Origin of the sequence: Hymenobacter persicinus (assembly GCF_004167665.1) — a bacterium.
In the GTDB taxonomy this organism is placed as follows: Bacteria; Bacteroidota; Bacteroidia; order Cytophagales; family Hymenobacteraceae; genus Hymenobacter; species Hymenobacter persicinus.
This window is the reverse complement of record NZ_SEWE01000043.1, coordinates 1-19,203: the sequence shown is the minus strand read 5'-3', so window position 1 is coordinate 19,203 and position 19,203 is coordinate 1. Positions and strand designations below refer to the sequence as shown.

Below are 19,203 nucleotides of genomic sequence, written 5' to 3'. Positions count from 1 at the left end.
CCTCAAACGCAAAAAAGCCGCCCTAACTCGGGCGGCTTTTTAGATGGATTATTTTTGGCTACTCGGCCAGGCGCTGGCGCAATTCGTGGACTTCGCGCTCCAGTTCCAGGTTGCGGAAGGTTACTTTCACTTCCAGGTCGGCGTAGGCGCGCTCGAGCTCCTGCTCCCGCTGGCGCAGCTGAAGCTCGGTTTGCTTCTGCTCCTCAATATCAGTGCAGGTGCCAAACCACTGGCGGATGTTGCCCTGCTCGTCGTACTGGGGGCTGGCCTGGCCCAAGAACCAGCGGTACGCGCCGTCTTTGCCCTTGAAGCGGTACTCTATTTCGTAGAACTCGCCGGTAGCCAACGAGTGGCCCCACACCCGGCGGGCCCGCTCCTGGTCGTCGGGGTGCAGCAGGTTGTTCCACATATCCGGCCCTACGCTGTCGGCGAGGGTATAGCCGGTGAAGTCAATCCAGCGCTTGTTGAAAAACGTGTGGTAGCCGGTCGGGTCGGTAAACCAGACCAACTGGGGAATAAAGTCGGCCAGGAAGTGAAATTGCTCTTCGCCCTGCTTGCGCAGGAGGTCTTCGTTTGGCACAGAATCGGTGTATGACATGGGACTACTCAGGGAAGATCAGCAGGGGCACACGAGCTGCAGCTCCATCCCCGATTGAAAATACAGATTAAGCTGGCTTTCGAGGCCATCGGCCGAGCGGCGCAGGCGCGTAATCAGCGCCCGGGTTTCTTCCTGCAGCAGCATCAGCTCCAGGTACGGACGGCTCAGCAGCTCGTCGCGCAGCACCTGCCACTGGCCCGAGTCCTGCTGGCCGGGCGTGTGCACCTGCACGGTGCCGGGCCGCAACGACAGGCGCGTGGCCTGGGCCAAGGGGCTGTCGGGGTTGCCGCGGTTGAGCACCCGATTAGCTACGCACCATTCCCCGGTGAGATACTCATCGGGCAATTGTTGCAGATTAACGTCGAATAAGGGTTCGGACATAGACGTTGGGGGCGCTCCGGCGAAGCAAAACGGTTGCTTCCACTGGGTAAGAAAGGACAGAGGCGCAAATTTATCAATAGTCAGAACGCCTACAAATCCACAAAGTTCCGTTTATCAGTCAATCCTTGCCCAGTGCTACGGTTGTGCTTGAAAATCATGCTGCTACTAGCCGCTCCGCTCGGCGCTAAGCTGCCAGCGGCGTCGCTACCGGCCGCTTGATGCGGATGATGCGGGCCTTATCCAAGGTCCAGATGACGGGGTAAGTGGGGTCCAGCTCCCACCACTTCACCCCGAAATTCACGCGCAGGGGCAGTTTGTGGTGGTTGTTCTGAAACAGCTCGCCGGCGGTGAGAAAGTCGAAAAACAAGGTATTGCGCGACTTATCGTGGTTGTCGAAGTTCTGGTAGCCGTACTTGTGGCCGCCCCAGTTGACGATGGCCCCGTGCACGGCGCCCATCGAGAAGTGGATCGGCAGCAGCAGATACTGCCACCAGGCGGTGGCAAACTGGGCGTAGAACAAAATGTAGAACGCGCCCCACCCAACCCGGGAATACCACTGGTTGCCGAAGGTTTCCAGCGCCGCCCACTCCGGGTACTCGCCCTCGAAACGGGTGGCGTCCTTGGAGCGACCGTAGAGCACATCCTGGTAGGCGCCGCGGGTTTTCCACATCATCGTAAAGGCGTTGGATGAGAAGTGCGGGGAGTGGGGGTCGCGCTCCGTGTCGGAATAGGCGTGGTGCATGCGGTGCAGCAGGGCATAGCCCCGCGGCGACATAAACGAGGAGCCCTGCAGCAGGTAGGTCAGCATGAAGAACACCCGCTCCCAGGCGTAGCTCATCGTGAACATCTTGTGGGCGGCGTAGCGGTGCTGAAAAAAGGACTGCGTAAACAGCGACAGGTACCAGTGGGCCAGAAAAAATGCCAGAATTGCCATAAGCCGAACGAATAGAAAAGTGACCACCGCGGCGAAAAAAGACTGCGGGCGCGGTGGGCGGGCCCGGTTTTTCGGCCCGGCACTGCCCAGGAAAGGTACGCAATAAGCCGTAGCTCCGGGCGGGCCGCGCTTTTTTGGCGGCGGGCCGAGGTCGGGCCCGGGAGTTTTGCGTTTCTTGCGGCCGACGCTTTGCCCCCTCCTTTTTGCCGCTTTGCCATGCCTGACTCTTCCGCCCTGGCCGCTGCCGTGCTGGCCACCATCCGCCACAACTTCACCGCCTACCACAGCCTGGCCAACCGCGCCCTGGCCCAGCTGGCGCCCGCCGACTGGCTATGGGTGCCCGCACCCGGGGCCAACAGCGTGGCCGTCATCGTGCAGCATATGGTGGGCAACCTCCGCTCCCGCTTCACCGACTTCCTGACCTCGGATGGCGAGAAGCCTGACCGGCGGCGCGACGCGGAATTTGTGCCCCCCACGGCCGCGGACCTGCCCGAGTTGCAGCAGCGCTGGCAGGCGGCCTGGGCCATGCTGTTCGAGCTGCTCGACGCCCTGCAGCCCACCGACCTGCTGCGGACCGTGACCATCCGGGAGGAGGCCCACACGGTGCTGGCGGCCCTGGAGCGCCAAACCACCCACTACGCCTACCACACCGGGCAGCTGGTGCAGCTGGCCAAGCACCTGCGCGGGGAGCAGTGGCAGTCGTTGAGCATTCCGCTGGGGCAGAGCGAGCAGTTCAACCAAGAAATGCGCCGCCGCGCCAACCCCGGCGCCGGTTCTGCAGTTTAGCTGCCTATGCTCGCCATTACCTCTCTGCTCAATCCGCACTACGCGGCCCGGATCAACCGCATCATCAAGGGCCTGGAAACCAAGTTCGGCCTCGACGACGTGCAGGCCACGCCCGAACCGCACATCACCTACCAGCTGGCCGGGGTGAGTAAGCTCTCGGCCCTGCACGCGGTGCTCCACGACATTGCCCGCACCACCAAGCCCTTTGCCGTGCACACCACCGGCCTGGGCGTGTTTCCGGGGCCCAACCCCACGATTTACATTCCGGTGCTGCGCACCAATGAGCTCAACGAGCTGCACCAGCGCATTCTGGCTGCCACGGCCCCGCTGTGCCTGCGCACCGACAAGTTCAGCGGCCCCGAGTGCTGGCTCCCCCACATTTCCCTGGCCCTGCACGACACCACGCCCGAGCTGCTGGGCCCCGTAATTCAGTACCTGAACCAGCAGACCTTCAACCTCAAGCTCACCCTGGACAACCTCACCATCCTGCGCCAGCAGGGCGACCTGTTTCTGCGCGAGGCCGTGTTTGCCTTCGACGGCGTGCGGGAGCCGGTGTAGGCTTGTTGTTCGTTGTCAGTTGTCAGTTGTTGAACGAGCGAACAACTGACAACTGACAACGAACCGCTACTTTTGCCGCTCAACCACCAACTCCCTTCCCTATGTACTCAGTTGTACTTGCCCTTCACTCCTGGTCCCGCTGGCTCGTGCTGGTTTTCGGCCTGATTGCCATTTTCCGCGCCTTCAGCGGCTGGCAGGGCCGCAAGCCCTACGTGGGCGCCGACAACGGCATGGGCGCCGCCTTCGTGGGCTCCATGCACCTGCAGCTGCTGCTGGGCCTGATTCTCTACTTCGGGCTGAGCCCGTTTGGCGTGAAGGCCTTCGAAACGGCCGGAGGCGCCGTCATGAAAGACCCGATTGGCCGGTTTTGGGGCGTCGAGCACATTGCCGCCATGGTGCTGGCCGTTATTGCCGCCCAGGTGGGCCGCACGCTGTCGAAAAAAGCTACGGACCCCGTGCTGAAGCATAAAAAGGCCTTCACCTGGTTTCTGGTCGCCCTGATTCTGGTGCTGCTCATGATTCCGTGGGGCATCTGGAACCCGGCGCGTCCCCTGTTCCGCTTCTAACTACCAAGCTCGGCACTACGGCCCAACTGCGGCCCCGGTCCTCACATATTCTGGGGAGGCCGGGGCCGTTTGCAGAGCCTGGGCCGTCATTCAGCCAGAGCGGGCGGCGGGCCCCCGAAATCGGGTGGCCTTTTTCGTTAAAACCTGCGTAGTATTAGTGTCCCAAGCCGACTGTTTACTCCCGCCTTCACCCTTCGCAACGTGTCCAACCTGTCCGTCAAACCACGCTTCTCCCGCGAGGAGTTTTGTGAGCTCATCGCGACGCATCTGCGCCAGTTGGAAGCCCACGAGGAAGCCCGGCGCCGTTACGCAGCGGTGCTGGCCGCCATCCGCCAAAACCTCGACATGTACAACAAGGACCGGAAGGTGGTCTGACCCGTTATCCACCCACTCCTACCGAATGCCCGCCCTGCCTCAGGTCGGGCATTCGGTGTTTATAGCCGATTGCTAAAAAAGTGTTAGCGCGCCCGTTGAGGGTATTTTTTATCCATGTTGGTTGTACTATGTTTGTTTTCCAAGCTCCACCGGAAGGGCTGCCCGTCCACCTTTCTGTTTCATTATTATGCCGGAAGATTCCCGAAACAGCGGCTAGAGTTCTATTTCTGAAAGTAGGGACCTTACTTAACCCATTTATTACGCTTACATGAAGCACTTTTTACCCCTTACGGCCCTGACCCTCCTGCTCAGTGCCACCGCGTTCGGCCAGGCTAAGAAAGCGGCGCCGGCTGCCAAAGCGCCGGCTACCGCCGCCGCCAAACCCACCTATGCCGGCTTTTACATGAATGGCAAGCTGGTCAGCGAAATCGACTGCTACGGCGTGGATGAGGTCAGCATTATCTACCCCTATTTCCCCGTGCTGGACAAGGCCGACCAGCTCCGCATTTCGGTGGTGGCGGGCTCCTACGACCAGAACGGCAAGTTCGTGCTCGAGTACCGCGACAATAAGACGCTTTACGAGGGCGTGGGCCTGGAGGCGCTGCGCGACAAGTATGCCGAGCGGGGCTACGGCATCGTCACCAAGTCGAACCTGCTGCAGGACTACAACGAGCAGCGCGCCACCCGCTTCGACAGCGACTACATCGTGGACGTGGACAACCCTTCGTTCAACGTGCTGAAGTACACCAACCTCGACCCGGCCACGCACAAGGGCAGCGTGGTGTACTACGAAATTGGCATGTGGAAAATCAAAGGCTACGAAACCAAGTACGACGAGTACTCGAAGAGCGTGAAGGACATGCCGATTTACGAGTCGGCGGTAGTATACACCTCGCCAAAAATCAAGCTCAACAACCGCGTGCTTGAGTCAACGGTAGCCGAGAAGATGGCTCCTGCCGCCGTGGCGAAGGCAGTAGTGGCCAAGAAAAGTAAGATGGTGGCCCTGCGCGCCCTGGGTGCCGCCACCGGGCTACCAACCGGTGACGGCAACGTGGCTGATGAAACCCGGCCGGCCGAGGTTCTGGCCAAGCTGCCGGAAATGCAAAACGAAAACTGCACGCCCAAGGGCCGCGCCCTGAGCCTGGACGACGTGACGGCCGTGGGCCGCAACGGCTTCGGCGAGTCAGTCACGATTCGCTAAGCCGCGCGGACACGTAGTAGAAAAAAGGCCCGCTGCCAGTGGCAGCGGGCCATTTTATTGACAGCCCTTTCGGCCGGACCGCTACTTTGGCCAGTCCTAGCGGGGTAGCCGCGGGGATTTTGGGCGGGAGCAGCAGCCAGCACGCTTCTTTCCGCTTCATATTCCCTATTCTAAAGATTTACCCCCTCCTTTGCAGTGCCGTATGGCAGGGGTCGGCGGCGCTGCGTATGCAGGCTGCTCCCGCTTGTGTACCGCAGTCCGCGCGTGGCCAGGGTTGGCCGCCGTCCCGCTGCCCGTTTCTTTTGCCTTTTGCGAATCACTACTCTTTTTGTGCTGGGCTGCCTGCTTTCGGTGCAGGCCTTTGCTCAAGTAACCTACCGCCGCGTGAAAGCCCGGAGCGGCGACGGGGTGGAAACCCTGCTCTCGCGCCACGGCCTGAACCCGGCCCAGTACGGGGCCGCCTTTCGGGAGCTGAACACAGCCCATCTGACCCGCCGCCAGGGCCTGATTACGGGCCGCACCTACCGGCTGCCCCCAGCCGGCGCCGCCCGCAAGGCTCCGGCCCGTACTGCCCGCGCGGCGGCAGTTCCAGAAGTCGTCGGCAAGGGCCCCATCAGCAAAAGCGCGCTGTTTGGGCCGCGCTACGGGGCGCCCGCAGCCCGCTACGGTACGCTGCGGGGCGCGGTGTTCTACCTTTCCTCCGGGCACGGCGGCCCCGACCCGGGCGCCATCGGCCAGTACGGCTCCTTTCAGCTGGCCGAGGACGAGTACGCCTACGATGTGACCGTGCGCCTGGCCCGGGTGCTGCTCGAGCACGGGGCCACGGTGTACGTGATGGTGCAGGACCCCAATGATGGTATCCGCGACGAGAACGTGCTGCCCATGGACTACGACGAGGTGCAGTATCCGCAGCTGCGCATTCCGCTGAGTCAGGTGCAGCGCCTGCGCCAGCGTATTGCCCAGGTCAACAAGCTGCACGCCCGCCACGGCCGGGCCTACCAGCGCCTGCTGGCGTTGCACGTCGACAGCCGCAGCGCGGGCCAGACCACCGACGTGTTCTTCTACCACCACGCCGGCAGCGCCCCGGGCCTGCGCCTGGCCAAGAACATTCACAAGGTGTTCACCAACCGCTACCGCCAGGCCCAGCCCAACCGCCCCTACGCGGGCACCGTGACGGAGCGCAGCACGCTCTACGAGGTGCGCAACAGCCACGCCCCGGCCGTGTTCATGGAGCTGGGCAACATCCGCAACGACCGGGACCAGCGCCGCTTCGTGGTGGCCGACAACCGCCAAGCCCTGGCCAACTGGATTGCCGAGGGTGTCATTGCCGATTACCGGGGCAAACAGTAGACGCCTGACGGGCCTCCATGGCTTAGGGATTCATCAGCAGAAACAGCAGGTTGTGGTAGAGCATGCCCCGCTCCCCGTCGTGGAGGCCGTCGAGGCCGGCATCCTCCATCAGTGCTTCCACCTCCTCATAATCCTGCACGAAGTCAATTTCGAGCTCGTCCTCGTCAGCCGAATCGGGGGGCCGGGTGTGCGTGAGGTAGCGGCGGGGCTTTTCTAGGGTAATAAAGAGCTTCTGCCACTGGGTTTGGGCAATGAGCAGGGCGGGAACCTCCGTCACGTCCCCATCGGCAACGCGGGTGTAGACCGTGGTTTTCTCGGCGGGGTCGGTGTGGTGCAGAAAGCTGGCGGAGTCGAGGGGCATGGCAGCAAGGTAGCTGTTTGAGGCATCAGGTGGTAGACGAAGCACCTGTCTTCCCTGCCGAGGTGGCTGGTGCCAACTGGTTTGCCTATACTTACATACACCTTACCTATTTCTACCTGTATGGGATTTTTTTCTGCTTTAATCGGCAATGCCGGCGTTGCCCAACCTTCTGAACTCACTGGCGAATACGTCATGCTGCTGGCCGATGGAGAAGCCATTGAAATTGGTTTCAAGCTGATGCGCGACGTGTTTATTTTCACCAACAAGCGCCTGATCCTGGTGGACAAGCAAGGGCTGACGGGGAAGAAAATAGAGTACCTCACGGTGGTTTACCGCAGCATCACCCGCTTCAGCATCGAAACGGCGGGCCACCTGGACCTGGATGCCGAATTGAAAATCTGGGTTTCCAGCGAGGTGCAACCCAGCGTGGTGCGCAAATTCAACAAGCAGGTCAATATCTACGATCTGCAAAAGGTACTGGCTCAACACGTGCTGGGCTAGATCTCAACTTAAGATTGCTTCTAGCACCCTGAAATGGCATCCTAAAAAAAGCCCGCCGCTGGATTCAGCGGCGGGCTTTTTCGTGGGTACTCTTTTCCTGACAAAGCAAGCCGGAAACTCTACCGGCGCCGGTAAATGCGGTGCTTAGGGAATGTGCTGGCCAGTTCATACTGCGAAGCCAAAGCTACCGGCAGCTTTTCCCGGCCATACACCACGTAGTAGTCGGCGGATGCCGGCTCGCAGGGCAGGGAGCAGCGCAGGCCCCGCTGCCGGGCGGCGTGGTAGGCGTTGAAGCTTTCCCAGGAAAACGCCACGCTGCGGCCCGCCGGAATGGTCTGCACCCCGTCCTCGATGGCGCGGTAGGCGGTGGTGTTGTCGAACAGGTAGAGGTCCTCGGCCTTGGCAATGGGGTTGGTCTTGGCAAACTTCAGCCCCAGAATCAGCAGCAGGCCCGCCGTGACGCCCAGCTGCCAACGCGCCGCGCGCCAGTGGGCGGGCAGCCGGCTCAGCAGCCAGTAAAGCGTAGCGGGCACCAGCGCCTGCGCCAAGCTGCAGTGCCCGATCAGGTTGCGCTGGTTGGTGCTGCGGCGCATTCCTATCATCAGCAGCACCAGCACCAGCAGCAACAGGGCGTAAAACAGACCGTAGGCAAACCAGATGGTATTGCGCTTGGCCCGCAGCAGCAGGGGCAGCAAGGCCAGCACGTAGCTCAGCTGCACGCCCAGCACTTTCACCCGGGAGAAGCAGTAAGTCACGTAGCCCTGCAGATCCTGGCCGAACGAGGGCAGAAACCCGCCGAGCGTCGCGCTTTTGGGGCGCACGTACTCGTTGCTGGTCAGCGCGGCCAGCCCCGAAAAGCTGAGCGCGGGCAGGTAGAACAAAAACACTGCGACCAGCGCCGCGGCCTGGTAGCGCCAGAAGCGCCAGTCCAGTTCCCGGCGCAGCAGCTGATACACAACCCCGAAAGCGAGTTGGCCGAGGTGAAAATACAGGAATGTGGGCACCACTGCGTAGCCCGCCGCGCAGCTCACGGCGTTGAGCAGCAGCCAGCCCCCGCGGCGGTATTGCAGGTAGCCAAAGAGCCCGATAAAGGCGCCCCAGTGCGCCAGCGCGTACAGGGCATAGCCGCGGGCCTGAAACCCGAAGCCCCAGAGCGGAAACTGCAGCGCTACGGTCAGGGCCACCAGCGCGGCCAGCAGGCGGTGTTCGGTCAGCTGCCGAAACCAGCCGTAGGCCGCCGCCACCGTCACCAGGTAAGCCACGCCCGACAGCAGCCGGCCGGTGGCCACGAGGTTGTCGGCGCCGCCGAAGAGCCCACCGTTGAGCAGGTTGAACAGCAGGTGGTTGTTGGGCAGCATGTAGTAGGCCACGGTCTGAAAGGCGGGCAGCCGGGCGCAGTACAGCGCCGAAAACACTTCGTCGGTGCCGGGCACCACGGCCGCCTGCCCCCACCACCACAGGCCGCTGGCCGTGGCCAGCACCGGCAGCAGGTACAGCGCATCGGCCCGCCGCAGCCAGCTCGGCGGAGCGGCCAGCGGCGCAGTCGGGGCCTGGCGCCAGCGGTAAGCCAAGTAGGCCAGCCCCAGGGTGCACAGCCCCAGGGCCAGCGCGCAGAGCAGGTTGCCCTGGGCCTTGACGGCGGGCGTAAAGAACTGCGTCGGCCAGGACTCCACCCGGTAAAAGCAGCTATTCAGGCCCAGGTACCAGCTTTGCAGGGCGGCGTAAGAAGAGACCAGGTAGGCAATGGCACCGACGGCGGCTATAAGCAGCACGGCCGCTCCCAGAAGGAAGCGGCCGTGGTAGGAAAGTCGGAATGAGGACATTCAGCGGGAGTTTCCGAAGGCTTATTGGCCCAGCACCATGGCAAACACCAGCGGAGCCACGATGGTGGCGTCCGACTCAATGATAAACTTGGGCGTGTCCTGGCCCAGCTTGCCCCAGGTGATTTTCTCGTTGGGCACGGCGCCGGAGTAGGAGCCGTAGGAGGTGGTGGAGTCCGAAATCTGGCAGAAGTAGCCCCACAGCGGCACCGAGGTGCGGCCCAGGTCCTGGTGCAGCATGGGCACCACGCAGATGGGGAAGTCGCCAGCAATGCCGCCGCCAATCTGGAAGAAGCCTACCTTGCTTTCCTCGGTAGCCTGCTTCGTGTACCAGTCGGCCAGGTAAATCATGTACTCGATGCCGGTGCGCACGGTGTGCACGTTCTTGATGTCGCCGCTGATGACGTGACCGGCGAAGATGTTGCCCAGCGTGGAGTCTTCCCAGCCCGGGCAGATGATAGGCAGGTTTTTCTCGGCGGCGGCCAGCATCCAGGAGTCTTTGGGGTCAATCTGGTAGTACTGCTCCAGCTCGCCCGACTTGAGGATCTGATAGAAAAACTCGTGGGGGAAATACTGCTCCCCAGCCTTGTCGGCTTTCTCCCAGAACTTGAGCACCGAGTGCTCGAGGCGGCGCATGGCCTCTTCTTCCGGGATGCAGGTATCGGTCACGCGGTTCATGTGGCGCTCCAGCAGGCCCTGCTCATCGGCGGGGGTCAGGTCGCGGTAGTTGGGCACCCGCTCGTAGAAGTCGTGGGCCACGAGGTTGAAGATATCCTCTTCCAGGTTGGCACCCGTGCAGCTGATGATCTGGACTTTATCCTGGCGAATGAGCTCGGCCAGCTGAATGCCCATTTCGGCGGTGCTCATGGCGCCGGCCAGCGTAATCATCATCTTGCCACCTTCCGCGAGGTGCTTGTTGTAGCCTTCGGCGGCGTCAATGAGGGCCGCGGCGTTGAAGTGGCGGTAGTGGTGCTTGAGGAAGTTCGTTACGTTCATCGAATCGGGGTTCAGTATGTGGGTATGCGGTGTACAATCAAAGGGCAACCGGGAATCGTTCAATACGAAAGCCGTACGGCGAAGATTCTGAGCAGCGCACAACAGCGGCTGGGTTGCTCACAAAAACCGCCCGGGACCGGGGGCTTGGTTAGGGAGTAGAAGGGCGAAAGCCAGGGTCCGGGAGCTGGGCCGCGGCACTCTGCTTGAGAATATACTCCAGCAGTTGGTCGGCATCCAGGTCGACGCCGCTCAAATTTACGGAGACGGGCGTAAAGCCCAGCGCCGCGTTGGCCGCGGCCAGGCGGCGCTGGAGCACGGGCAGGCGGCTGAGGTAGGCTTGCTCGTCGCGCAGGAGTAGGCAAATGAAGTTTTCGTGGTTGATGGAGCGCACGTAGGCCCCCGTGATGTCGGCCCACGGAATCAGGCCCACGCCCAGGGTGCGGTCCAGGATGCCCGCGTCGGTGAGTTGCAGGCGGGGCCGGGTGTCGAAAAACTGCCGGGCGCCCACCACCGCGCCCAGACCGAAGAAAGCTATGGCCAGCAGGCCCATAGGCCACTTGCCGGTGCTCACAATCATCCAGGCACCCATGACGACGAATACCACGCTGCCCCCCGTGAGCAGGGCGTAGCGCCAGCGCGAGTTGTGGTAAATCAGGTCTTCGGTCATGACGGTTGTCCCCGACTTAGCCGGGCTGCTCAATCATCAGGTTGTGATTGGTGTAGATGCAGATGTCGGCGGCAATGTGCAGGGCCTCCTCCACCATCTGCCGGGCCGTGAGGTGGGGCGCGTGCTTTTTCAGGGCCAGCGCCGCGGCCTGGGCGTACATGGCGCCCGAGCCGATGGCGGCCACGTCGAAGTCGGGTTCGAGCACGTCGCCGGTGCCGGCAATGATGAGCAGCTCGTCCTTGTCGGCTACCACCATCATGGCTTCGAGCTTGCGCAGGTACTGGTCTTTGCGCCACTCCTTGGCCAGCTCAATGGCGGCGCGGCGCAGCTGCCCGCCGTAGCCGCCGAGCTTTTCCTCGAACTTGTCGAGCAGCATAAATGCGTCGGCCGTGGAGCCGGCGAAGCCCGTCACCACCTTGCCCTCGTGGAGCTTGCGAACCTTGCGGACGTTGCTTTTAGCCACGTGCTTGTCCATGGTGGCCTGGCCGTCGGCGCCGAGGGCAATTTCCCCGTTGTGGCGCACGCCCAGCACCGTCGTAGAGCGAATTTTCATGGCAGAATCAGAAAGAACAGAAACAGATTTTCGGCGAAGAGGCGCAAAGCTACGCGAATCCGGCGGCAACGCCCAGCACGGAGCGGAGCTTTGCGCTTCTTCGCCACTCGGCTACTGGACCGCGTTGCGGGGGTCAGCCACGGGCTTTATTTCGTAGTCGTGCGGGGGTTCGGCCCCGGCCAGGTGCTGCACAAAGTAGTCCCAGCGGCGGCGCATCATGTACGGGGAGTACGGACCGTAGCTGTGCACCGCATTCGGGAACACCACCAGGTCATAGCTCTTGTTGGCCTTGGTCAGGGCCTCCACCACCAGCCACGTGTTGTAGGGCGGCACGTTGTCGTCCATCAGGCCGTGGGCCAACATGAGCTTGCCTTTCAGGTTTTTGGCAAAGGGGGCGTTGGCCTGGTTGTCGTAGTTGGTCGTCCCGTCGGGGTTGGTTTTCAGCAGCCCCAGGTAGCGCTCCGCCCAGTCGTCCTCGTAGTTGCGGTTTTCGTGGTTACCCGATTCCGAGATGCCCACTTTAAAGAAATCGGGGTAGCGAAACATGGCCGCCGCGGTGGCGTAGCCCCCACCCGAGTGTCCCCAGATACCGGCCCGCTCCAGATCAATGTAGGCGTAGCGCTGGGCGAGCTGGCGCATGCCCGCCATCTGGTCCGACAGCGTGTTCTCGGCCATGTTGCCGTAGCAGGCGTCGTGGTAGCTTTTGGAGCGCAGCGGGTTGCAGCTGCCCTCAATGACGACCACCACGAAGCCCAGCTCAGCCAGGGCCTGGTGGTCGTTGCGGGCCGCGCTAAACGACCAGCTGCCCACTCCCCCGCCCTGCGGACCCGGGTAGATGTAGTCGATGATGGGATACTTTCTGCCGGCTTCCAGGTTGGTGGGCGTAAACATCAGCCCGTACAGGTTCGTCTGCCCGTCGGCGGCTTTCACCGTAATGGCCGTTGGTGCCTTCCAGCCGGTGGCGGTGAGGCGGGAAATATCGGTTTTCTCCAGCGTCGAGAGCAGTTTGCCCTCCGCCGAGCGCAGCACCGTGGCCCCGGGCTTGTCGGGCTGGGAATAGGTGTCCAGAAAGTACTTGCCCGAGGGAGCAAGCGTCACTTGGTGGTTGCCGGCCTCGGGCGTGAGCAGCTTCAGGTTTTTGCCATCCAGCCCAATGCGGTACAGGTGGGTGAAGTAGGGGTTGCCCGGCTCCCGGCCATCGGCCAGGAAATACAGCTCCCGCTTCTTTTCATCGACGCGCAGCAGCTGCGTGACCACCCAGTTGCCTTTGGTAATCTGCCGCTTGACCTTGCCCGTGCCCGCATCGAGCAGGTAGAGGTGGCCCCAGTTGTCGCGTTCCGAGTACCAGACGATTTCCTTGCTTTTGGGCAGGTAGCGCCAGTTGATAGCGCCCTGACCCGACTCAAACTGGGTGGCAACGGTTTCGGTAAACACGTCGCGCACGGTGCCGGTAGTGGCGTCGGCAATGCGGAATTTCTCTTCCTTATGGTCGCGCGAGGTCGAGACGAAAGCCAGCTCCCGGGTATCGGGGCTCCAGTCCACGTCGTCGAAGGTGCCGCTGCTGGAAATATCATCGGAGAGCGTGCCGCGGTGCGGATCGGGGGCCATCTGGAAGCGCACCACTTTCGGGGTATTCACTTCAATGACGACCCGCTCGATGGTGGCAATGTCCTTGTCGCCGGGCAGCGGGTATTTCCAGCTGTCGAGGCGGGGGTGGCCGATGTTGGTCGTCACGAGGTACATGTTGCCCACGTTGCGCTGGTCCTGGCGGAAGGTGGCAATCTTGCGCGAGTCCGGCGACCAGCGCAGCACGGGCTTGTCGCTGTGGGTCCAGCCGGCGTTGTCGGTGGCGTAGCCGTAGTCTTTGATGCCGTCGGTCGTGAGCTGGGTGAGCTCGTTGGTGCTGGTGTTGCGCACCCACAGGTTGTCGTCCTTGATAAACGCGGCCAGCTGGCCGTCCGGCGACAGAACTTCGTTCGCGGCGTTGGCCGCCGATTTTTCCGGGGCCGTGTCGGGAGTGAGCTGCCCGCTCAGCACATCGTATTTCCAGGCTTTCCCGGCCGCGGCAAAGGCAATAAATTTCTCGTCGGGCGAATACGAGAGGTTCCGGAAAGGCAATCCACTGGCCTCGTAGGCTTTGCCACTGGCCGAAGACAGGGCGGCCGCCAGCTTAGCCTGGTCGAAGGCGGCCGTGCGGGTGTTGCGGGCCGGGTCGACCAGCACGTACTCGCTGCCCCGGGCCGTGAGGACGCGGTACCAGAACCGGTCGTTAGCCAGCCAGTGGGGCTGGCCGGCACTGCCGTCTACCAGGGCTTGGGTGCCCGAGCTCAGAAAGCGTTCCGCCCGGGCGTAATCCTGAGCGGTAAGAACAGGCCGCTGTTGGGCCGGGGCTGGGGCCGGAGCCAACCAGGCTGCCGCCGAAAGGACCAGTAGGTACTTATACATAGGGTGGGGAAAAGGTGGTACACCCGCCGGCGGCCGGCGGGGGCGGAAGGTAGCACTCATTCCGCTCACTGCGCATTGGTAGCCACGTAAACTGGCCGGAAAGCCGCCTACCGGCCTATCCGGGGCACGGCTGCGCCCCAGGCGCGCCGGGCACAAAAAAACCAGCCGGGGCGGGCTGGTTTTTTTGTAAGGGGCAATAAATCGGGGGTTTCCGTTATCAGATCAGCATCTTCATCGGGTCTTCGAGCAGAGCTTTGAGCGTCTGCAGGAAAGCGGCACCCGTGGCGCCGTCCACCACGCGGTGGTCGCACGAGAGGGTCACTTTCATGATGTTGCCGATGGCCAGCGCACCGTCTTTCACCACGGCCGTCTGCTTGATGCCGCCCACGGCCAGGATGCAGGCATCCGGCGGGTTGATGATGGCGGTGAATTCCTCAATGCCGAACATGCCCAGGTTGGAGATGGTGAAGGTGCTGCCCTCCCACTCACTTGGCTGGAGCTTCTTGCTTTTGGCTTTGCCGGCCAACTCCTTCACCTCGGTGGCAATGGTTGCCAAGCCTTTGCCGTCGGCGTTGCGCACCACGGGCACCAGCAGGCCTTCGTCCACGGCCACGGCCACACCGATGTTGACTACGTGGTTCTGGCGAATTTTGTCGCCCAGCCACGAGGAGTTGACGGCCGGATGCTGCTTCAGAGCCACGGCAGCAGCCTTGATAACCAAGTCGTTGAAGCTGAGCTTCACCGGCGAGAGAGAGTTGAGCTGGGTGCGCACCTCCATGGCCCGGTCCATCAGAATTTCCATCGTCAGATAGAAATGCGGGGCCGTAAACAGGCTTTCGGAGAGGCGGCGGGCAATAACCTTGCGCATCTGCGACACCGGCGTATCGGTGTAGGTGCCGTCGGCGGGAGCGGCAGCCGGGGCTGCGGCAGGAGCCGGGGCAGTAGCCTGCGGAGCGGCGGGAGCAGCTGGTGCCGGGGCGGCCGTTGGCTGTGCTACTGGGGCAGCACCCGCGGCGGCCCCTTCCAGGTCGCGCGACACGATGCGGCCGTTTTCACCCGAGCCCTTGATGCTATTCAGGTCGATGCCTTTGTCTTTGGCAATGCTCTTGGCCAGCGGCGAGGCGAAAATGCGGCCACCGGGCTGCGCAACCGTAGCCGACTGCGGCGCAGCAGCGGCGGCAGGAGCTGCAGCCGGAGCAGCCTCAGCTGCCGGAGCGGCTTCGGCTGCGGGAGCTGGCGGGGTAGCGCTGCCACCCGACTGCCCGCCGAGCAGAGCCTGGATATCGGCGCCTTCTTCGCCGATGATGGCCAGAATGCCATCCACAGCCACGGCGTCGCCGTCTTTGGGACCGATGTAGAGCAGCGTGCCGTCGTCGTAGTTTTCCAGCTCCATCGTCGCCTTATCGGTTTCGACTTCGGCCAGCACGTCGCCGGACTTCACTTTGTCACCTACTTTCTTGAGCCACGAGGCAATGGTACCCTCCGTCATCGTGTCGCTCATCTTGGGCATCCGGATGACGGTAGCTTTCTTGCCGTTGCCAGCTGCGGCCGCGGGAGCAGCAGCGGGAGCCGGTGCGGCAGGAGCTGCCGGGGCAGGGGTCGGCGCCGGTGCGGGAGCCGCAGCGGCCGGAGCCGGAGCAGCTTCAGCGGCGGGGGCTGCTGCGGCCGGCGCGGGGGCGCCCTGGGCCCCGCTCAGCAGGGCCGAAATGTCTTCGCCTTCCTTACCCACAATGGCCAGGACGCCATCCACGGCCACGGCGTCGCCCTCTTTCGGACCGATGTGCAGAAGAGTGCCGTCCTCATAGTTTTCCAGCTCCATGGTGGCTTTGTCGGTTTCGACTTCGGCCAGGATATCCCCGGATTTGACTTTATCACCCACCTTCTTGAGCCACGAGGCAATGACCCCTTCGGTCATCGTGTCGCTCATTTTGGGCATTCTTATGATTTCGGCCATCTGTGTCTTCGCTTGTGTTGTGTAGGGTCAAAATTAGCCCGAAAATCCGGGGGAGCAAACTATCGGAAAGCTTCTGGTTCTTTACCGTTTGCCAGCGAATTTTCGCCTTCCCGACCAGCGCGGGACCCGGTGCGGCGCTTGCCCGACTTTAAGGGCTAAGAAACAGCCGCTTTGGCTGCCGGGCTGCTAGGCCGGTTCGCGCAGGTGCTGCACGTCCAGGAAGCTGCGCACCGTGAAGCTGGAGCCCGTATAATGCACTTTGTACAAGCACAAGTTGCGGTGCTCGAAGGCGTCCATGTGGCTGAGTGGGTAGTTGAGCAGCTGGCAGAGCAGCACCCGCATGGCTCGGCCGTGCATGCACACCAGGATTGTTTCCTCCTCGGGCCGGGACGTGATGAGCTCAATAACCGGGCGCTGCCGGGCCGCCACTTCGTCCGGGCTTTCGCCCCCGGGCAGGCGGGCCGAGGTCTGGCCCTGGTGCCACTGCCGCAGCACGCCGTAGTATTCCTCGTCCTCTTCGGCCGTGATGCGCGTGCCCTCGCGCTGACCCCAGCTTATCTCGTTGAGGCCCGCGTGCTGCTCGTGGGGCAGGCCCAGATCCAGGAAGCCCTGCACCGACTGCTGAGTGCGCTGCAGCGTGGAAGTATAGACTTTATCGAAGGGCAGGTGTTTGTAGGCCGCGAAGAAGCGGGCCGCCTGCCGGTGGCCGGCCTCGTTCAGACTTGAATCGACGCCGCTGCCCTGCACGATGCCGGCCACGTTGAAGTCGGTCTGGCCGTGCCGGATGAGGTATATTTTTTTGACGCTCACTTTCCCGCTAGCTTTGTCGCACTGGACCCGAAAGTAGTGCTTTTTGGCCCTAAAAACCGTTTTTTACTCCTGAAATTCCCGCATGGAACAGCTCACTGCCGACCTCGCCCAGATTAACGCCTGGTGCCGCAACACCCTGGGCGAGCACCTGGGCATCGAAATAACGGAAGTCGGCGACAAGCTGCTGGTGGGCCGCATGCCCGTAGACCACCGCACCCACCAGCCCATGGGCCTGCTGCACGGCGGCGCCTCGGTGGCCCTGGCCGAAACGCTGGGTAGCATCGGCGCCGCGCTGCAGGTGGATCTACGCAAAAAAGCCTGCGTGGGGCTGGAAATCAACGCAAATCACCTTAAAGGCGTGCGCTCGGGCTACGTCACGGGTCGGGCCACGGCCATTCACGTGGGCCGCACCACCCAGGTCTGGGAAATCCGCATCACCGACGAGGCCACCGGCGCCCTGGTCTGCATCAGCCGCATCACCATGGCCGTTATCGACCTGCCCCAGCAGCCGACGCCGCCGTCCGCATGAGTGCCGCTCAGCCTGAACCGGTAGCCTGGCCAAATCCGCCCCATGATGAGGCGGCCCAGCGGCGGCAGCTGCTCACCTTTGCCCTCGAACACGGGCTGCCCGTGGCCCTGTGGCGGCTGCCCGGCGCGGCGCGGCCCCAGCTGTGCCTGAGCTTTTCGGCCGAGGCGGCCCTGACCGGCCTACCCCCAGCCTTGACGCCCGACGCCCCGGCCGGCTTCGCCTTTTCCCCTTCCGCGACTCCGACCACAACCCGGCGCTGTTTCTGCCCGCCGACGTGTTCTGGGACGCCGAGCATCCTGACCAGCTCCACTGCTCCGACGCGGCCCAGGTGGCTCCGCTGCTGGCTTTTCTGGCCCAGGCCCCTACCCCAACGGATACGCCACTGCCCTGGCACCTAAGCCCGCAGCCCCTGCCGCACACGGCCACTCAGCCGGAATACGCGGCGCTGGTCGAAACCGGGGTGGAAGCCATTCGTCAGGGCCAGGTGCTGAAGGTGGTGTCGAGCCGGGCGGCGCGGCGCCCCCTGCCGGCGGGGTTCGACGCGCTGCGGGCCTTCGAAAGTCTGTGCCAGCGCTACCCGCAGGCCTTTGTGTCGTTGGTGAGTGCGCCGGGCGCGGGCACCTGGCTGGGGGCCTCGCCGGAGGTGCTGGTCACCATCGACGCCGACGGTATTTTCCGGACCATGGCCCTGGCCGGCACCCAGCCGCTGGCCCCCGGCATGTTGCCCCAGCAGGCCATCTGGCGGCAGAAGGAAATTGAGGAGCAGGCCCTCGTCTCGCGCTACATCGTGAGCTGCTTCAAGCAGCTGCGGCTGCGGGAATACGAGGAAACCGGCCCCCGCACCGCCGTGGCCGGCCAGCTGCTGCACCTGCGCACCGACTTCGCCGTGAACCTGCGCGCCGTGCCTTTCCCCACCCTGGGCACCGATATGCTGCGCCTGCTCCACCCGACCTCGGCCGTGGGCGGCATGCCCCGGCAGGCGGCGCTCAACTTCCTGCACCAGCACGAAGGCTACGACCGGGCCTACTACAGCGGGTTTCTGGGCCCCGTAAATCTGCCTCAGCCCGGCGTGGCCCGCTTATTCGTGAACCTGCGCTGCCTGCAACTTCGCTCTACCGAAGCCGTTCTGTACGCGGGCACCGGCCTGACCATCGACTCGGACCCGGAGCGCGAATGGAGCGAGACGGAAATGAAGCTCAGCACCATCGGCGCCATCCTGCGGTGAAATTGCGAAGTTGTGAAGTTGTGATTTTTATGAGTCGGCGGCGTCCGCCAGCCAAATATCGACCCTGACCTAACTCCCGATTTCACCTTACACACCTTATAACTTCCCCAATGCAGGCCGTTCATAATATTGCCGAAATCTGCGCCCAGCATGGCATTACGGACGTGGTGTTGTCGCCGGGCTCCCGGTGCGCGCCCCTGACCATTGCCTTTGCCCGCCACCCCGGCATCCGGGTGCGCACGGTGCCGGACGAGCGGGCCGCGGCTTTTATCGGGCTGGGGCTGGCCCAGAACCAGCGCCGGGCCGTGGCGCTGGTGTGCACCTCCGGCACGGCGGGCCTCAACTATGCCCCCGCCGTGGCCGAAGCGTATTTCCAGCAGATTCCGCTGGTGGTATTTACCGCCGACCGGCCCCCGGAGTGGATTGACCAGCTCGACGGGCAGACCATCCGGCAGGCCGACCTCTACGGCGCCCACGCCAAGGGCACGTTCACCTTTCCCGCCGACACCTCCCACGCCGACGCCAAGTGGCACTCCGCCCGCCTGGTTTCCGAAGCCATCAACCTGGCTCAGCAGTTTCCCGCCGGCCCGGTG

21 protein-coding genes are annotated in these 19,203 nt (G+C 63.2%); 10 read left to right on the top strand and 11 right to left on the bottom strand.

What is annotated here, in order from left to right; genetic code table 11:
- Nucleotides 1–58: 58 nt before the first annotated feature.
- From EWM57_RS16780 to EWM57_RS16770, 3 genes are all read right to left on the bottom strand, one after another.
- Entirely contained in the window at nt 59–580 is a 522-nt protein-coding gene (locus EWM57_RS16780; protein ID WP_165370552.1) for a PAS domain-containing protein, read from the bottom strand.
- A gap of 36 nt (nt 581–616) precedes the next feature.
- Nucleotides 617–979, bottom strand: a complete 363-nt coding sequence (locus EWM57_RS16775) for a hypothetical protein (RefSeq protein WP_129922310.1) — start codon at nt 977–979, stop codon at nt 617–619.
- 184 nt (nt 980–1,163) lie between these two features.
- Nucleotides 1,164–1,913, bottom strand: a complete 750-nt coding sequence (locus EWM57_RS16770; RefSeq protein WP_129922309.1) for an acyl-CoA desaturase — start codon at nt 1,911–1,913, stop codon at nt 1,164–1,166.
- 216 nt (nt 1,914–2,129) lie between these two features.
- Here EWM57_RS16770 and EWM57_RS16765 point away from each other — a divergent pair, with 216 nt between their 5' ends.
- From EWM57_RS16765 to EWM57_RS16745, 6 genes are all read left to right on the top strand, one after another.
- Nucleotides 2,130–2,699 carry a DUF1572 family protein gene (locus tag EWM57_RS16765; RefSeq protein ID WP_129922308.1) on the top strand — a complete coding sequence of 190 codons (570 nt, stop codon included), beginning with the start codon at nt 2,130–2,132 and terminating at the stop codon, nt 2,697–2,699.
- A 6-nt stretch (nt 2,700–2,705) separates the two neighbouring features.
- Nucleotides 2,706–3,257, top strand: coding sequence for a 2'-5' RNA ligase family protein (locus EWM57_RS16760; RefSeq protein ID WP_129922307.1), 552 nt, complete (start codon nt 2,706–2,708; stop codon nt 3,255–3,257).
- 101 nt (nt 3,258–3,358) lie between these two features.
- Nucleotides 3,359–3,823, top strand: a complete 465-nt coding sequence (locus EWM57_RS16755; protein ID WP_129922306.1) for a hypothetical protein — start codon at nt 3,359–3,361, stop codon at nt 3,821–3,823.
- Between the two features lie 201 nt (nt 3,824–4,024).
- Nucleotides 4,025–4,198 (top strand): hypothetical protein, encoded by a 174-nt coding sequence (locus EWM57_RS21210; protein WP_165370551.1) that lies wholly within the window; start codon nt 4,025–4,027, stop codon nt 4,196–4,198.
- Nucleotides 4,199–4,466: 268 nt separating this feature from the next.
- On the top strand, nt 4,467–5,399 hold the full coding sequence (locus EWM57_RS16750) for a hypothetical protein (RefSeq protein ID WP_129922305.1): 933 nt from the start codon (nt 4,467–4,469) through the stop codon (nt 5,397–5,399).
- Nucleotides 5,400–5,708: 309 nt separating this feature from the next.
- The gene (locus EWM57_RS16745; protein ID WP_242510114.1) at nt 5,709–6,749 is read left to right on the top strand and encodes an N-acetylmuramoyl-L-alanine amidase family protein; all 1,041 of its coding nucleotides are present in this window, start codon (nt 5,709–5,711) and stop codon (nt 6,747–6,749) included.
- A 22-nt stretch (nt 6,750–6,771) separates the two neighbouring features.
- Here the strand turns inward: EWM57_RS16745 and EWM57_RS16740 are convergent, their stop codons facing one another.
- Nucleotides 6,772–7,110, bottom strand: a complete 339-nt coding sequence (locus tag EWM57_RS16740) for a hypothetical protein (RefSeq protein WP_129922304.1) — start codon at nt 7,108–7,110, stop codon at nt 6,772–6,774.
- A 120-nt stretch (nt 7,111–7,230) separates the two neighbouring features.
- Between EWM57_RS16740 and EWM57_RS16735 the strand changes: the two genes are divergently transcribed.
- Nucleotides 7,231–7,611, top strand: a complete 381-nt coding sequence (locus EWM57_RS16735) for a PH domain-containing protein (protein WP_129922303.1) — start codon at nt 7,231–7,233, stop codon at nt 7,609–7,611.
- Between the two features lie 119 nt (nt 7,612–7,730).
- On the opposite strand, the gene EWM57_RS16730 is transcribed toward EWM57_RS16735, so the two are convergent.
- The 7 genes from EWM57_RS16730 to EWM57_RS16700 form a co-directional block, all read right to left on the bottom strand.
- Complete coding sequence (locus EWM57_RS16730) at nt 7,731–9,434, bottom strand: hypothetical protein (RefSeq protein ID WP_129922302.1); 1,704 nt, start codon at nt 9,432–9,434, stop codon at nt 7,731–7,733.
- A gap of 21 nt (nt 9,435–9,455) precedes the next feature.
- On the bottom strand, nt 9,456–10,427 hold the full coding sequence (locus EWM57_RS16725) for a deoxyhypusine synthase family protein (protein ID WP_129922301.1): 972 nt from the start codon (nt 10,425–10,427) through the stop codon (nt 9,456–9,458).
- Between the two features lie 148 nt (nt 10,428–10,575).
- Complete coding sequence (locus tag EWM57_RS16720; protein ID WP_129922300.1) at nt 10,576–11,094, bottom strand: STM3941 family protein; 519 nt, start codon at nt 11,092–11,094, stop codon at nt 10,576–10,578.
- 16 nt (nt 11,095–11,110) lie between these two features.
- Entirely contained in the window at nt 11,111–11,647 is a 537-nt protein-coding gene (gene hslV, locus EWM57_RS16715; RefSeq protein WP_129922299.1) for an ATP-dependent protease subunit HslV, read from the bottom strand.
- Between the two features lie 111 nt (nt 11,648–11,758).
- The gene (locus EWM57_RS16710; RefSeq protein WP_129922298.1) at nt 11,759–14,092 is read right to left on the bottom strand and encodes a S9 family peptidase; all 2,334 of its coding nucleotides are present in this window, start codon (nt 14,090–14,092) and stop codon (nt 11,759–11,761) included.
- Between the two features lie 217 nt (nt 14,093–14,309).
- On the bottom strand, nt 14,310–16,046 hold the full coding sequence (locus EWM57_RS16705) for a pyruvate dehydrogenase complex dihydrolipoamide acetyltransferase (protein ID WP_129922297.1): 1,737 nt from the start codon (nt 16,044–16,046) through the stop codon (nt 14,310–14,312).
- A gap of 186 nt (nt 16,047–16,232) precedes the next feature.
- Nucleotides 16,233–16,856 carry a histidine phosphatase family protein gene (locus EWM57_RS16700; protein WP_129922296.1) on the bottom strand — a complete coding sequence of 208 codons (624 nt, stop codon included), beginning with the start codon at nt 16,854–16,856 and terminating at the stop codon, nt 16,233–16,235.
- An 82-nt stretch (nt 16,857–16,938) separates the two neighbouring features.
- On the opposite strand from EWM57_RS16700, the gene EWM57_RS16695 reads away from it, so the two are divergent.
- From EWM57_RS16695 to EWM57_RS16685, 3 genes are all read left to right on the top strand, one after another.
- Nucleotides 16,939–17,385 carry a hotdog fold thioesterase gene (locus EWM57_RS16695; RefSeq protein ID WP_129922295.1) on the top strand — a complete coding sequence of 149 codons (447 nt, stop codon included), beginning with the start codon at nt 16,939–16,941 and terminating at the stop codon, nt 17,383–17,385.
- 142 nt (nt 17,386–17,527) lie between these two features.
- Nucleotides 17,528–18,610: a chorismate-binding protein gene (locus EWM57_RS16690; protein ID WP_242510113.1), complete on the top strand. Its 1,083-nt coding sequence runs from the start codon at nt 17,528–17,530 to the stop codon at nt 18,608–18,610.
- A 110-nt stretch (nt 18,611–18,720) separates the two neighbouring features.
- Nucleotides 18,721–19,203 (top strand): thiamine pyrophosphate-binding protein (locus EWM57_RS16685; RefSeq protein WP_262708253.1); only part of this gene is annotated, 483 nt, incomplete at its 3' end.